The 15,769-nt window shown below is 36.0% G+C and carries 8 protein-coding genes; 3 read left to right on the top strand and 5 right to left on the bottom strand.

Annotated features, from left to right (window positions below; translation table 11 throughout):
• Positions 1-26: 26 nt before the first annotated feature.
• Positions 27-794 (bottom strand): T9SS type A sorting domain-containing protein, encoded by a 768-nt coding sequence (locus ACVFVN_RS11955; protein ID WP_456235429.1) that lies wholly within the window; start codon positions 792-794, stop codon positions 27-29.
• A gap of 291 nt (positions 795-1,085) precedes the next feature.
• A complete protein-coding gene (locus ACVFVN_RS11950) occupies positions 1,086-2,189 on the bottom strand; it encodes a T9SS type A sorting domain-containing protein (protein ID WP_456235428.1) in 1,104 nt (367 codons plus the stop codon).
• A gap of 240 nt (positions 2,190-2,429) precedes the next feature.
• Here ACVFVN_RS11950 and ACVFVN_RS11945 point away from each other — a divergent pair, with 240 nt between their 5' ends.
• A complete protein-coding gene (locus ACVFVN_RS11945) occupies positions 2,430-5,666 on the top strand; it encodes a hypothetical protein (RefSeq protein ID WP_456235444.1) in 3,237 nt (1,078 codons plus the stop codon).
• 279 nt (positions 5,667-5,945) lie between these two features.
• Positions 5,946-6,560 (top strand): 4'-phosphopantetheinyl transferase superfamily protein, encoded by a 615-nt coding sequence (locus tag ACVFVN_RS11940; protein ID WP_456235427.1) that lies wholly within the window; start codon positions 5,946-5,948, stop codon positions 6,558-6,560.
• A 7-nt stretch (positions 6,561-6,567) separates the two neighbouring features.
• Here the strand turns inward: ACVFVN_RS11940 and ACVFVN_RS11935 are convergent, their stop codons facing one another.
• The 3 genes from ACVFVN_RS11935 to porU all read right to left on the bottom strand — a co-directional run bounded on the left by ACVFVN_RS11935 (position 6,568) and on the right by porU (position 13,969).
• On the bottom strand, positions 6,568-8,814 hold the full coding sequence (locus tag ACVFVN_RS11935) for an FUSC family membrane protein (protein WP_456235426.1): 2,247 nt from the start codon (positions 8,812-8,814) through the stop codon (positions 6,568-6,570).
• A gap of 64 nt (positions 8,815-8,878) precedes the next feature.
• Positions 8,879-10,033 carry a type IX secretion system outer membrane channel protein PorV gene (porV, locus tag ACVFVN_RS11930; RefSeq protein ID WP_165130598.1) on the bottom strand — a complete coding sequence of 385 codons (1,155 nt, stop codon included), beginning with the start codon at positions 10,031-10,033 and terminating at the stop codon, positions 8,879-8,881.
• A 48-nt stretch (positions 10,034-10,081) separates the two neighbouring features.
• Positions 10,082-13,969, bottom strand: coding sequence for a type IX secretion system sortase PorU (gene porU / locus ACVFVN_RS11925; protein ID WP_456235425.1), 3,888 nt, complete (start codon positions 13,967-13,969; stop codon positions 10,082-10,084).
• 156 nt (positions 13,970-14,125) lie between these two features.
• Here porU and gldJ point away from each other — a divergent pair, with 156 nt between their 5' ends.
• A complete protein-coding gene (gldJ, locus tag ACVFVN_RS11920) occupies positions 14,126-15,718 on the top strand; it encodes a gliding motility lipoprotein GldJ (protein WP_165130601.1) in 1,593 nt (530 codons plus the stop codon).
• Positions 15,719-15,769: the final 51 nt, after the last annotated feature.

Below are 15,769 nucleotides of genomic sequence, written 5' to 3'. Positions count from 1 at the left end.
CCTCTTTATTTTTCTAAGAAAAATAATTATTTTTTGATAACTTTTTGAGAAACTGCTTTACCATTAACTGTTGCAGTAACGATGTAAGTTCCTTTTGTTAAGTTAGAAACATCTAGTCTAGTGTTTTCTTTAACTTCTGCAGTTTTAACAACTTGACCAGCCATGTTGATTACAGATACGTTAGCAGCTTGTCCGAAGATTAATTCGTTAGCAACTACTGTATTTTTCACCAAGTTAGCTTTAGTTCCGTTAACATCACCTACTGCTAATGTTGCAGTTCCTTTGATATCATCTACGAACAATGCGTTAGTTGAACTTTTTTGAAGTTTGATAGAGAAAGAATTAGTATCCCAAGAAACACCAGTAAGGTCTAATGTAACAGTAATCCAATCGCTAGCGTTGATACTTCCTGTATAAGCATTTTGCGTAGCAGCTGATAAAGTTACGTCGCTAGTTGTGTTAGCAGGAACGTTAAAGAACTTATCACCAGCATTGAAAGAGATACCTCCAGAAACACCTTTAAATTTAACAGTAATATAATTGATACCTGTAGTATTCATATTTTTATTAGCTGTCATAACGTAGATGTTTGACGTCGAAGTATTGTCAGTGATTTTTAAAGCACCTGTACCACCTACACCACCATCAACACTTTGTTCTCCTGATTTAAGAGCAAATCCTAAGCTTGATTGAAATGCTGCCCAGTCGTTAAAATCTGAACCTGCAAATAAATTTGTTTGAGCACTAGCAAACATTGCTGCAGATACACCTAAAATTGTAAAGATTTTTTTCATAATATAAAAATTTAAGTTTTATTAAAAATTGGATTGCTAATTTACATATTTTTTTAATTTGAAAAACAAAACATGAAAATTTAACAATTATTTAATCTTTCTTTATATAATGTTAAATACAAAAAAAGCTTATTAGATAATACTTTAGCTAAAACAATAAGACTTAATCTTGTTATTATCTATTGCAAATTTAAGCATTATTTACACATTATAAATATGATACATATTATGTTTGTATGAACAAAAAAGCCTCCCAAAATAGGAGGCTAGCTTGTTTTTCGGCGTGAAAAACTATTTTTTGATGATCTTTTGTGATACCGCTTTACCGTTAACAGTAGCAGTTACAATATAAGTACCTTTTGCAAGATTAGAAACATCTAGTCTAGCATTTTCTTTAACCTCAGCAGTTTTAACTACTTGACCAGCCATGTTGATTACCGATACTTTAGCATCTTGACCGAAGATGATTTCGTTAGCTACCACTGTATTTTTAACCAAGTTAGCTTTTGTAGCGTTGCTGTTACCTGTTGCTAATGTTGAATCTACTGTTAATGTAGCCTCATCAGAAATCGTTTGACATGTTCCAGAAGAAATAACAACTCTGAATTTAAAACCATTTGAAAATTCTATAGTTGCAGGTGTAGTAAGAGTTGCTGTTGTAGCACTTGCAGAAAATTCCTCAGGGATGTCCGTCCATGTTGTTTGATCAGTAGCAAGCATTTGCCATTGGTAAGTAAGGTTATCTCCCGTAGCAACAACAGAGAAGCTTGCAGAATCGCCAAGATTAACTGTTTGGTCAGCTGGTTGCTCATCAATAGTTGGGTTGGTACAAAGTACATTTTCAGTACCTGTCAAAATTATATCATCAATTCTCCATTCAGTAGGATTAGTTCCTGAAAATTTTATTTGCAGTGATTGAGTTTGAGGTATATTTCCTGTAGTAGTAACTAATGTCCATTTAGCAGTTCCTGATCCAGTTGGTCTAGTGTATGCCAGTTGGGTCCAAGTTGCACCTTCATCACCACTAACTTCTACCTTAAGTTCATTATTTGCTGCATTAGTTCCTTTTCTTTGACCAAATTTTAAGCTTACGTTCTCAAAATTTTCAGTAGAAATTCCTGAGATTAATAAGTATTTAGTTGCACTGTTAATCATTACATTTCCTTGTCCACTAGCTTCTGCATAATCAGTAACAGTACTTGCACTATTAGATCTTATATCCGTCCCTGATGTCCCTGCAGTAAAGACAATTGGAGCAGAATTGTCATAACCTGTATAAGTATTAACAGAAGTATTTGCACTTGGGTTACCAAATGTTTCTTTGAAGATTTGCGTCTGTGCGTTTAAGCCACATGCGATAGCAGCAATTGCTAATAAAGAATAGAATTTCTTCATAATAAAAATATTTAAGTTTAAGTTTATCTTTTGCAAAGTTAAAGTTATGTTCCCCAATCTTAAAGTTTCAAAGGTTAATAAATGGTTAAGGATTTCTATAGACATAATCTTTAACAAAGGGCTACAAATATAAACTTTTAAATTGATTGTAAAATTTTTGTTCAAAATTCTCGTTAATCACTTGTAAATCTTTTATACATCTGTATTATTCGTAGATTTACGCTCAGAAATTATTTGAAGTTGTATCGACAGATTTTTACCATTTTGTTGTGTTGCCTAGCTTGTGGACTTTTACAAGCTCAAATTTTTTCATGGAAAAATCCCAATCTTCCCAAAGATTCAGTAAAAAAAGACAGCATTTTTTCCGCTAGGATTAATAAGGATTATTTTACCAAAGACACTTTAGATTTTATAAAAAAAGCCCCCCAGTTGGTGTATGACGAAGAGGTTTTGGTGAAAAATACGAAAGCCAGAATTCTTGGCGACCTCAATTCCAAAGGTTCTATCGTGCGGGGTATCACTTTTGGAAACAACCAAGGATCTTCGGTACAAAGTTCTATGGATATGCAAATCTCCGGAAAGCTAAGCGAAGATGTTTCGATATTAGCATCGATTTCGGATCACAATTTACCAATTCAGGCGGATGGTTATACCCAGACTTTGCAAGAATTTGATAAAATCTATGTTCAGCTAGATATCAAAAAACATAGCATTATTCGTGCAGGACATTTGGATTTAGATGATGACAGAACTTATTTTGGACGCTACCAAAGACGCAGTATGGGCCTTCAATTTTTAACCAGCTGGGAAGATAACGGCAACAAAACCAGTCTGGACGTTTCTGGAGGTATTGCAAGAAGTGAGTTCAACAGAATGCGATTTCAGGGTATCGAAGGCAACCAAGGACCTTATCGGCTACTCGGGAAAAATGGCGAACAGTTTATTACCATTATCTCTGGCTCCGAACAAGTTTATATAGATGGCGTACTGATGAAACGTGGCGAAAACCTCGATTACACCATTAATTATAATACAGGCGAAATTACTTTCACGAGTTTTCGACCAATTTATAAACAGAATTTTATCACGATTACTTATAACTACACCAACCGCAATTATACACGCTTTCTTCTTACAGGAAATATCCAGCATCAGCGGGAAAAACTTAAGCTAGGTCTGTCGTGGTTCATGGAGAATGATAACAAAAATGCGCCGCTTTCGCTTAATTTGAGTGACGAAGACAAACAATATCTCATCAATGCGGGTAACAATGCTGAGATGATGTATGCGCCTTCTGGTGTGAAAACCGATTATGATGTTAATAAAATTTTGTACAAAAAAGTAGTTTCCGGAACCAATTATCACTACGAGTTTTCTACCAATAAAGAGGATGAACTTTACCAAGTGAGTTTTACCTATTTTGGTAACACCAAAGGCGATTATAGAATCTCGCAAACTACGAATAATGGGCGCGTTTTCGAATATGTAGGACTCGGGCTTGGTGATTATCTCGCGGTTCGTAGATTGCCAGCACCAGAGAAAACCCAAGTCTTTTCAACCAATGCAGAATATGCTTTAGAAAACGGTGTTGTCGGGGTAGATGCATCACTGAGTAATAACGATCTTAATCTTTTTTCATCCAAAGACAACAAACAAAATATTGGCTATGCAACAAGAATATATGCTAATAAAAGCTTTACCAAAAACAATTGGAAAGGAACACCGATGTTCGAATATCAGCATATCGACAAGCAATTTAAAGTTCTGGACAGAATTAACAATGTCGAATTTTGGCGCGATTTCAATCTAACAGAAGAATTTAGCCAGATTACTCAAAACAGATTTGTATTTGGTTTTGATAATATTTGGAAAGAGCGAACTTTTTTAAATTATAAAATCAATTACCTCGATGAAAAAGCCAATTACAAAGGCCTGAAAAATGATTTTAGCTTTGGTTGGAAAAATCAACGTTGGATAACGCTTGCCAATGCGTCTTATCTTGATACCAAATCTACCGCGATGAATACGCAGTTTATTCGGGCAAATACTTCCGCGGAATTATTAACAAAGAAAGGAAGTTGGTCAGTCGGCGCAGCACTAGAACATAATCTTAAAAAATACAACCAAACGGGACTTTATGAGGTGTCGAGTTTTAGCTGGAATGAAGTCTTTTTGCAAAAGAAAATTGCAGACAGCGCGCGGACAAAGCTTTTAACGAAAGTCTATTTGCGGGATAACGACTCCATTCGGGATAATCGTTTGCAACAGATGAACAATATTTTGGGAATTATGGCAGAAAGCCAAATCATTAAAACCGAAAAAACACAATTGTCGGCTTTGGTGCATTATCGTAAATTTTTCTATAAAGATCAAACTTTAGCGAACGATCAAAATCAAGATTTTGTTGTCGGAAACATTATGTACAACCAACAACTTTTCCAAAACGGAATGCGTTTGCAAGCTTTTTATGAATTAGGAAATGGACAAGAAGCGCAACGCGAATTTCAGTACATCAAAGTGACAGATGGACAAGGCGTTTATAAATGGACGGATTATAATGGCGATGGCATTCAGCAACTGGACGAGTTCGAGGTCGCAGAATATATCGACCAGGCGCAATACATCAGGGTTTACACCAATACAGTCAAATATTTGGCTTCCAACAAAAACAAATTACAATTGGCCTTGTTTGTAAATCCCGCAGTAATTTTTAGTTCCGAAAACGAGTTTTTAAAACGTTGGAATTTCAATGTGTCCATGTTGTCGCAAAATGCTTTTATGAAAGGCGATCGCGTCGTGGTGCTCAATCCTTTTGCAAAGGAAAGCGACCAGATTATGAAAACCCAAAACATCTTGTTTTCGGCATTGTTTAATTCCAATGACAAATCTGGTTGGAACGCCAATTACCGTTACTCGGCGAATGACAATTTGCTCAACGCCAATTATAGTATAGAGGAGCGTTCACAAGATTCGCATTTCTTTAATTTGGGATATTGGTTTAATAAGAACTTCCGTGCCGATTGGGAAAATCAACTGCAAGATATTACCAATCACTCACAGATGTTCAGCACGCGCAACTATCTTTTACAAAATTGGGAAACCAAACCCAAAGCCACATACCGCCTAACGGAAAGTCTGCAAGCCGAACTTTTTGGCGCGCTTCGCCAAAAGAAAAGATCCGATGGCGACGAGCGTCTCACAGCTTACGAGCTTTCTGGGACTTTGCAATGGGATCACAAGAAAACCTCTTTGCGTGCTAACTTTTCATTTATCAATAACGAGTTTACGGGCAATAGTTTTAGCATTGTTGGGAACCAAATGTTGGAAGGTCTCAAAGCTGGGAAAAACCAAGTCTGGAGTGTTATTTTGCAACAAAACCTCAATTCATTTTTGCAGCTCAATGTCAATTACGAAGGCCGCAACTCTGGCGAACGCACCATCCACACGGGAAGCATGCAGATTCGCGCAAGTTTTTAGAAGTTTTATTTGGGCGGCATTTCGCGCTATTCAGGGGTTTCGTCTTCAGAAGCCAAGCTTTGTCCTATCGCTGTTCTTCAGACCGCTCGCTTCGCTCGCGCCCTTACTATCCCGGCCGCAGATTCTAGATGATATTTTGGTGTTGTCATGCAATAGAAGCGTTGTTAGGGCTCAAAGCCCTAACAACGCTCAATACTCAATTATTTAAAACTAAAAAGAACACGTATAAATAATGTGTTAACTGCTTTATTTAGTAATTTTGAGTTTTAATTATTTCCCATGCCTTTGTACAAAGATTTTTCTGATGATAAAGCCAAAATTCTGATTTGGAAATTTGACGAAAACGAACATCTAGATATCAATACTTTATTAGAACCCGAAAATTATAATAAAGTCAAAGATTATCATCCCAAAAAAATTAATGAATTTTTGATGGTGCGTAAGATGCTACAGGAATTGTTGCCGGGTTATAAAATTTTATACAAAGAAAATGGCGAGCCTTTTTTGGAACCCAACGACTACAATATTTCCATAAGTCATTCTTTCCCATTAGCTGCCATTGCGATTTCAAAGATGAAAGTTGGCATCGACCTCGAACTCAAAAAAGAAAAAATAAAACACATTCGCCACAAATTTGTCCTTCACGAAAACGACTTTATAAATAATGATGCGGAAGTCGATTTTTTAACTGCGATCTGGAGTGTCAAAGAATCTTTGTACAAAATCCACCATTCCAAATATTGGTCTTTGAAAAAACATTACGACATCCAAAGTTTTGAACCAAGCGAAAATTTTAATGTGAAAGCCCGCGTCTATGACCAAAATTTTGAAGATGTTTTCGAAGTCAAGGTGAGAAGGCTTGGTGATTATTATTTTTCGATCGTTTTGGAATAATCAATAATCAGTCATTCTTGTGTCGATAATAGTTTTCGACCACTTTTCGTTGATCTTTTGCTACATCATAAATCAGTTCTAATAAATCCTGAATGTTTTTCAGTTCGGTTAAATGACTTATTTTTGTTGGATCTCTATGGTCAATATAGTCTCTTTCATCAAGTTCTTGTCGGCGTTTTTCTAGAAGTTCGTCTACGTGATCGTCGGGTTCTATTTTGCTTTGATCGATAATTTCGTGATCAAATTCTTCCTTATGCAACAGCGAATTGCTTCTAATAAGCTCTGACGAAATTTTTATTTTCCAACTTTGGCTATCAATTTCGGGATACAACTCTTGATTTTTAGCAAACTGAGACAAAGACGCGGTATAAGCTGTTAATAGGTGAGAAGTGGTCACAAATTGATGAACTGTTTCTAATTTTTTTCGTTGATCTTTTGGATCCGAAATCATTCGTTGAAAGTTGTCGGATAAGTTGGCAAGGTCGATAATGGCGTTTTTTCTTTTGAGACGATAGTCTTCATCGTTTTCTTTTTTGTTAATGAAAAGATCCATCACCACCCCAAAATAATCGAGGTTGCTTTTTCCTGATTTTTTCATCAGTTGCAAATTTTGGGTGTATTCCCAAACCGGAAATACAAAATAGGCAACCAAAAATGTTACCGCACCTGCAATAGCCGTATCTATAATTCTGTCTTTAAAAATGAGATTAATATTCCCTGGTTTTAAAAAATTAAACGACAGAAAAACATAAATGGTCATAAAAAATACAGCCCAAAAATATTTTGATTTTAAGAGACTAAAACATAAAGTCATTGTCGTTAACAATATAGCTAGCAATAGACTTTGGTCGGTGATGTAATACAAAAGGATATATGCCGCGATGCCTCCTGCGACGGTGCCATACAGTCTGAGGAGATTGCGATGCTTGGTTGTGCTGTAAGCGGGTTTCAAAATAGCAGTTATCGTAATCATAATCCAATAGGCATGACCGATTCCTAAAAACTCGAGTTTCGAGATGATGTAACCAATAAATAAGGCTAAAGTCACACGAACGGCATGGCGGAAATGCCCAGAATGCAAAGAGATATTGCTCAACAAAACCTTGCGGTTGAGGCGTTCTTCTTTTGGAACAAACTTGTTAAGATCCAGTCCTGTAGAAAGACTTTTGGCAAGTTTTATATCTTGGTCAAAGACACGGAAAATAGTTTTGATTTCGTCCGTAACTTCTGTTATTCTCATCAAAACCTGACGCAAAAGCATGAAATCTTCTAGGTTATCTGCATTGATGACTTCTGCGCGATGTTCGTAAAATTGGTGGTAAATATTTTTTAATTCTTTATCAAAATTATATTGTTCTTTGGTTCTGATGTTGCCTTGTAAAGCGATACCAATGTTGGTAATCTCGTTGGCCATATTCATCAGATAATCGTGCATTTGGTTTAGGATTTTAGTTTCTCCAAAAACATGATTTAGTTTTCGATAGTCGTTTTCTGAAGTTAAAAGTTTTTCAAATAAATCAATTGAATTCAGGAACATTAACATCAGGATTCTACTTTGTGTCGTAGATTCATTTACGATTTTTCTGGTTTTAAAAACGATTTCTCGGGTTGCTTCTTGTTGTTCTTTTATTTTTATTTGTTGTGCAATCAATTGGTTGATGAGGCCATCGACATTTTCATTTTTTTTATAAAATTTGGCTTTAATTCTTAAATAATCGGCAAGTTCGAGGTAGTTTTCGCCCACCATTTGACTTGCTAATTTGTAAGGTTGTAATGTAGAAACGACTAAGAATACAATGACAAACCAAATACAACCTGCTAGAAATACGATTAAGCTATGGAAAACATCATCCCCCGTGAGATGCCCATCGATAAAAATGCTGAGAACCACTAATGATAACGAGCCAACGCCCGCGAGTCGACTTCCATAGACGCCAATCAATGAGAAAAACATTCCAAAAACTATGATTTCCAAATAGACAATCCACTGAAAATCTTTGACGAGACTGGCTATTAATGCAACTAAAAAATAAGAAATAACGGCAAAGGCTAATGTATTTCGTCGTCTTACGAAAGGTCCTGGTTGATCTGTTAATCCGACAAAGCTCGTGCCCATTGGGAATAAAAAATATTCTTGCAACAAACCGAAATGCGCCAAAATAATACTTGGAATAACAATGGCAAGCGCTATTCTTGTCCCTGCAAAAATATATTGGCTTGTGAGAAATTTTTTGAGTTCCGCAGTATAATTCATATAACAAAAATAAAAGAAAAATGCCTCAAATATGAGGCATTTTAAAATATTATCAGATTAATTATTAATAATCTTGAGAGTTGTAAGTTTCACCTCCGATGTTCCAAGTTAGACCAAATCTAAGTGTATTGTCTAAAGCACTATTTACTTTTGACATATTAACTAAGTATGATAAATCTAAACCGAAAGATTGATATTTGAGACCTACACCCACTGTTGCATATTGTCTAGCGCCTTGCTCTGGACTTTCTGTAAAGTACCCAGCACGGATTGCAAAGGCATCATCATAAGAATATTCTGCCGCGCCCGAGAACATGATACTTTTTTTGTTACCGAAAGATTTTCCGATACCTTCCATTACCCCAACATTCGGAATTCTGAATACAGGTTTTCCATTGGCGTCATATTCTGCGATTTCTGGACCAGGAACTAAAAGTTTTGATGCTTCACCACTGATGCTGAATCTGTTAAGGTCGTCGATGAATAAATCATAGCCAACACCCAATCTTGCCATTGTCGGAAGATAAGAGCGAGAATTTTCGTCACCCGTATAGTCTAATCTAGGACCTAGATTTTGTACAGCCCAACCAGCATTAACACGACCTTCGTAGTCCCCAATACTTTGATGCTTAGGTGATCTATAGTAACCAGAAACATCTACTGCAAAGGTGTTAGCAGGTTGTAAGGTATTGTCAGAATTGAAACTACCGCCTAAGTCTGATCTGATGAAACGACCAGTAACCGCCATAGAGTAGTAGTCAGATAGTTTAAGACCATAAGCGACATCGATAGAGAATTCGTTTGGTTTGGTTGTACCACCAGAGATAACTTCGTTACCAACTAATGATGTTAAATCTACTTGTCCCATATTGAAATAGTAGATACTAGCACTCAACGTTGATCTTTCATCATCACCTAAAAATGTGTAAAAAGATCCGTATAATAAAAATACATCATTGGTCAGTTTACTCATATAGGGCGTATAGTTAACCCCAACACCAGAAGTGTTTTTCGCGAAAGGATATTTTGCTGCGTTCCAAAATTGTGAAAAAACATCAGTTGATGTCGCAACCCCTTGATCTCCCATACCTCCTGCTCTTGCGTCTGGCGAAATTCTTAAAAAAGGAGCTCCTGTTAGTACTGTGTAGTCAGACTGAGAGTAGGCGGCTATGCTCATCCCTAAACCCAAACCTAAAAAGAGTTTTTTTGTAAAATTCATAATTAGTTAGTTATTGGTAAAATTTACCGTTTAAATATTTATATTTTGCTATTTTAATAATACCATTTTTTCGACTGCTGTGGCGCTACCTTTACACTTGTCTTGGTTTTGACTTTTTGCAAATATCTTAAAAATATATGTACCTTTTGCTACGGTATCTCCAAAGTCATCTTTTCCGTCCCATTCGATAGCTTGTCTTGGCGTTCTGTAACCTTCTAAAAATGGTTCAGCGGTTATGGAGTTACTTAGTGTTCTTACCAGTTTTCCAGTAATGGTAAATATCTGAACATTAACGTCCAAAATATCATCACAATTGTGCTCGAACTGTACATATGTTTTGTTGGTGAAAGGATTTGGCCAATTAAGCGGTCTGTTTATGATCAATTGTTGCTGGCTTTCGTCTTTCACTACAAAGTTTAACGTAGAGGTCGTTGAATTATTGTTAATATCCCAAACTTTAAATGTTAATTGATGCTCTCCAGGTTTCAAATTGCGGAAAGGATAACTCACATTTCCTTTTTGATAATCAGCCAGGCTCGGATTAACACAACCATTGCCTTCTCCCGCAGAGAAATAATCATTAAGCACTTTGGTATTGATAACCTCTCCGTCCAAAAGAACAGTTATATCATGCCCAATACCAGAGCCTGTAGAATTTATCCCGATATTGTCCGTAACGCAGGCTAAAAGCATTGGGTTTTGATCTGTAATACCACCGTTAGCAAAGTTAATATTATTCATGTAAAGATTAACTTTCGGAGGTTCGGTGTCGTTAATTCCGTTAGGGTTGATATCACCAATAGTTACCGATCCGTTATAGAAAACGTCGTGGGATTTGTTGTCAGCATAGATTAGAATTCTACCAGATCCCAAGTCATAATTAATATCTTTGGGTACATAGAATTCAATGGTATAATTTCCATTAATGACTTGTCCCGAAGCTTTCACAATAGGGCTTCCTTCTTCAATATATTCTAAAATAGGAAGCATCTTAGGATTGTTGTCGTTGTTAAGCGTTTTCTTTTTAAGTTTTTTGTCATAGATATTGACTACAGCACGCCCATTAAAGCTATTGTCTAATGTACCGTCTGGCTTTGTTACATGACCTTTTACCTTAACGAAATCTAATGCACGGATTTTTCCAGGTTCTGGAGATTCTATCTCATCAATCTTTGCAAGTCGCTGCGGACGAGAAAGTGTCATCGCAGGATCACCAAGATAATTCACCTTTAAGTGATTAATGTTGTTGCCTTGTTTTCTTTTGGCTTCAAGAAAAGAATCGCCTAGAGTACGGAATTTGTCGTTGTTTAATTTGAAAATACTCTCCGTAAAATTACCTGTAAATTGTTCCCCATATACCACTGCAATGGCACGACTTGATGTTATCATGTTGGCAGCACCACCCGATTTAAGCTTAATTACCTGTTCTCCAACGGAATTAGTAGCAGGATCATCCCAAAGCGTGAATTCGCATGTGATGGTAGATACCAACGGAAATCTGCTATAAAGTGAAGTGTAATTATTGAAATTTTGAACTTCGGTCGATGTTAAAACTCGTTCTTGTGACCAACCATTGATTCCGCCATGGCCGAAATAAAGGAGGAATGCGCTATTGCCGACATCATTGCTAATGGCTTGATTAATTTGTGGATAACGTTGTCCTCCCGCAGAGGTTTCCGCAGGAAAAGCATCGAGGTATAGTTTTCTAACATTATATTCAGATCTTGTGGTTCCTGTTTCAAAATTTGATACCAGAGATGTATTCATTGTATTGTGAAAAGGAGAATCATTATCTGCGTCGTCATCTACCACAAAATCCAATTTCATTCGCCATTCACCAAAAGGAGAAGATTGACCAGGTAGTGCATTGTAATAGGCTAATGTTTTGTCAATTAACAATTTAGCTTCTGCAGGATTAGCCGCAGGAAGTCGACCGATAGGTATGTCTGGTAACATACTTCCAAGGTCATTAACTGTTTGTGGTGAAGTCATTACAAAATAATCATCGGTCACATAAGTATTGGCATAGTCGTGACTTTCTTCACTTTGATAACTTGGAATAACGTCTGTATTATTAGCCAATCTGTTTTTGAAATCATAAGAGGTGTCTCCAAGTAAAAAGACATATTTCAAAGCACCTTTGGGCGAATTAAGTTTAGATACAAAATCTCTTACGGCTGTAATGTCTTTGCTTCCACTACTAAATTCGTTGTATATTTTGTTAATATCAACAACTTCTACATTCATAGCATTGGTTGTACGATGATAGTTGGCAAGACGTTGAGCATCATTCATCATGTTTGGTTGTGTAATGATGAGGTAGTCGACATTGGAAAGCCCAGATAGATTTTGCTGGTCTATACGTCCAACAAATGCTGGATTATAAGCAGCAGATGAACTAAAAGCGACAAATTCGTTATTGAAATAAGTGTTATTGGCAATATAGCCGATATTGTACACATTAGAATTTCCGCTACGATTATTTTTCCTTTTGACATTCGTAATGTCCGACACATCCCAGACTTGCTCTAAGCCTGCAATATTTGATAAAGAAAAGCCATATAGATTATTACTTGCTTCCTCTATACTGTAATCGCGGAAAGGCAATTGTCCAGCGTTGTTATAGGTAAGGTCTTGTTTGTATTTAACTTCAGCGTAATCCCAATAAAATTGTCCATAAGGATTATTCGCCGTATTCGGTTTGTAGGAAAAAATTATACTAGAAGTTGGCGTATTTGTTATATTACCATTGCTAACTAAAAGTCCGAGGTCTTTGGAGCTGACATTCAGGTTTTTAATATCCTTGCCGTTTACGGAAAATTCCATCTGGTTCTTTTCACCATTTAGCGAGACCACTCTTGTCCTGTATGAAATGTTATCGTTAGCATTAAGCGGTGTTCGGAGATCAAATTTAACTTCTTTGTTTGTTGTAAATGCATCACCAACCCAAAGACGTCCCAACTTTATTAAGTTAAATTTTTCCTCATTGATATATTGGTAGTCATCATAGCGCGTTATCAGGTTATTGGGAGGAGCAATGTCGTAATCGCTAATTCTTTTTCCTGGACCGATATCAAAATTAATAAAGTAGTAAGAAAAATCATCGTATAGATTGATAAAATTAGAACTTTTATCTTTTCTAGTTTCAGTTCTTTTATTATTGGTTTTTACATCTTGTGGGTTGTAAAGATTAAATCCATTAGGACCTTGCGCATAAAAAAGCACATAGTCCTGATCATTCCATACGCCATCTTCTTCGCCCACAACTTGGATAGCATTTTCCTGAAGTGCTGCGTAACGCGCATCTGTATTGTTTTCTGGAAGCATTAATCCACCATTTCCGTAGACACGAAAGTTTTTAGGGTTAATCCCAGAAACATTAATGCCATTATCTTGTAAGAATTTTTTAGAAATTTTGAATACGCCAGATTTGTCCACTTTAATTTTATAAAAAGTACCGCTTTTCAACGGGTTTTCTGTACTTCCCAAAGCATCCCCTTTTTTAAGAATCAGATTGTTGTTAGACAATTCGACATCTACAGACACTAAACGATAAATAGTATTAGCTTCTTTTTTAAAAGCAGGAATGTAGGCAGTGCCAATTTGAGCATTTTGTAGCTCATTAAAACTATAGGAAGCTTCGTAATGATTTGAGTTTACCAATAAGTCCTGGTTAATATCGTACAAATCTTCGGGTTTGGCCTTTTCCCAATTAAAGTTTTTAACAACAATTTCCTTACCCTCATTCCTTTTTTCGACAACTAGTGTAACGCCACGAGAACCAATATCATAACCACTATTTTTAAAAAAAGGCATGTTTTGCTTATAGGTGCCAAAATCGAAAGTTTTGCTTCCTTCCCATTGTATGTTGACTTTTTGTCCAAAAGCACCTAGCGAGATAACAGCAAATAATAAAGAGTAAATATTCTTTTTCATTGAGTATGTATTCAATTTACAAAATAAACGAAAATTTCTAAAAAAAGATATATAACAATAAAACTTATTTATCCACGTTAGAAAAAAAGCATATCATTATTTGATTTATTAAAATATTTATTTTTTCTTTGTACTTTGTAAATGATTATATCAACTATGAAACAAATTAAATTGTTTTCACTAGCTATCGGCTCTGCTTTAGTACTTGCAAGTTGTGGCGGAGGTAATACGAAAAGTGGCGGTGGGACGAAACGTTTTACTAGTAAAACTGGTTGGAAACCAAACGAGAAGAATGGTTATTTCTTTTCGGGTAAACAACAAAAACAAAAAGGTTGGCCAGGCATGGTATATGTCGATGGAGGAACTTTTACAATGGGATTAGTGCAAGACGATGTCATGCATGATTGGAATAACACGCCCAGACGTATGCAGGTGAGCTCTTATTTCATTGGCGAAACCGAAATTACCAATTATGAATATCGAGAATATACGACATGGCTGAAATATGTATTTCCACCATCTGATCCTAATTTCAAAAATATTTATTCAGGCGCTTTACCTGATACTTTAGTATGGAATAATAAGTTATCAAGAAATTCTTATTCAGAAACTTATTTCCGTAGTCCAGAGTTTGACTATTACCCAGTTGTCGGTGTTTCTTGGCTACAAGCGACAAAATATTGCGATTGGTTAACCAACCGTGCCAACGAAAAAGCTTTAATGCAAAAAGGTATTCTTCCAAAAGATCTATACACCAACGAATCCAATTATCAAGGTGAAAGTACCTTCAACATGGATAAGTATAAATCCAATGATGCCGAGCTAGACGCTATTGTTGATAAAAATAAGTTACAAAAACAAACAGGTATTAAGACAACTAATACAAGATTGTTAGCCGCTAACAAAGGTGGTACATCTGGTTTGGTTGAAAAATTCAGATTGCCTACAGAAGTAGAATGGGAATTCGCAGCTTTAGGTATGCAAAAGAACCGTAAATACAACAATTACCTAGGTAAAAATCCTGAAATTGATAAACTAAAAGGTAAGAAAGGACGTAACAGAGGTATGTATCTTGAAAACTTTAAGATGGGTAAAGGTGATTACTCGGGTGTAGCAGGATGGAAAAATGATGGATCACCAACCACTTCGGATGTTAAAAAGTATCAATCTAACGATTTAGGTATATTTGGGATGTATGGTAACGTTGCAGAATGGGTAGCAGATATCTATCGTCCACAGATTGATGAAGACTTTAATGATTTTAACTATTACAGAGGTAATGTTGTTTTAAAATCAGAGAAAAATGCAGACGGTACCTACAAAAAAGTTGGAAATGTAGAGATGAAATATGACACCATGGCAAACGGACAACTCGTATACAGAGGTCTTCCAGGTGAATATGAAAAACAAGTTGTTGCAGACGACAGAAATTATCGAGACGGCGATTATCAATCTTCTTTAGATATGTCTGGTGCTAATTCTGACAGTACATTCAATATGTATAATTCTGTAAGAAAAGGTTTCGTTGTTGACAAAAGCGGTAACGTTGTTCTTGAAAAACAGAAAAAACAAGTGACAACAGCTATCACTAACGAAGTGAGAGTTGTTAAAGGTGGATCTTGGCTAGATTCTTCTTATTGGTTAGATCCAGGACACAGAAGATACAAAGATCAAGGAAGAACTTTTAGTTGGATTGGTTTCCGTGTTGCTCAAGATGCTAAAGATAGTGGAAAACGAAGCAAAAGATAAAAATTCATATTAAGCAGTAGATTTTCTACTGCTTTTTTTATGCTCCTATTT

The sequence above is a fragment of the Soonwooa purpurea genome (assembly GCF_053891095.1).
This window is presented reverse-complemented; position numbering and strand designations above follow the sequence as displayed.

Bases quoted from the DNA above. Each gene is read 5' to 3' on its own strand.
- ACVFVN_RS11950 (WP_456235428.1), bottom strand. From the start codon at position 2,189: ATGAAGAAATTCTATTCTTTATTAGCAATTGCTGCTATCGCATGTGGC.
- porU (WP_456235425.1), bottom strand. From the start codon at position 13,969: ATGAAAAAGAATATTTACTCTTTATTATTTGCTGTTATCTCGCTAGGT.
- ACVFVN_RS11955 (WP_456235429.1), bottom strand. From the start codon at position 794: ATGAAAAAAATCTTTACAATTTTAGGTGTATCTGCAGCAATGTTTGCT.
- gldJ (WP_165130601.1), top strand. From the start codon at position 14,126: ATGAAACAAATTAAATTGTTTTCACTAGCTATCGGCTCTGCTTTAGTA.
- porV (WP_165130598.1), bottom strand. From the start codon at position 10,033: ATGAATTTTACAAAAAAACTCTTTTTAGGTTTGGGTTTAGGGATGAGC.
- ACVFVN_RS11940 (WP_456235427.1), top strand. From the start codon at position 5,946: ATGCCTTTGTACAAAGATTTTTCTGATGATAAAGCCAAAATTCTGATT.
- ACVFVN_RS11935 (WP_456235426.1), bottom strand. From the start codon at position 8,814: ATGAATTATACTGCGGAACTCAAAAAATTTCTCACAAGCCAATATATT.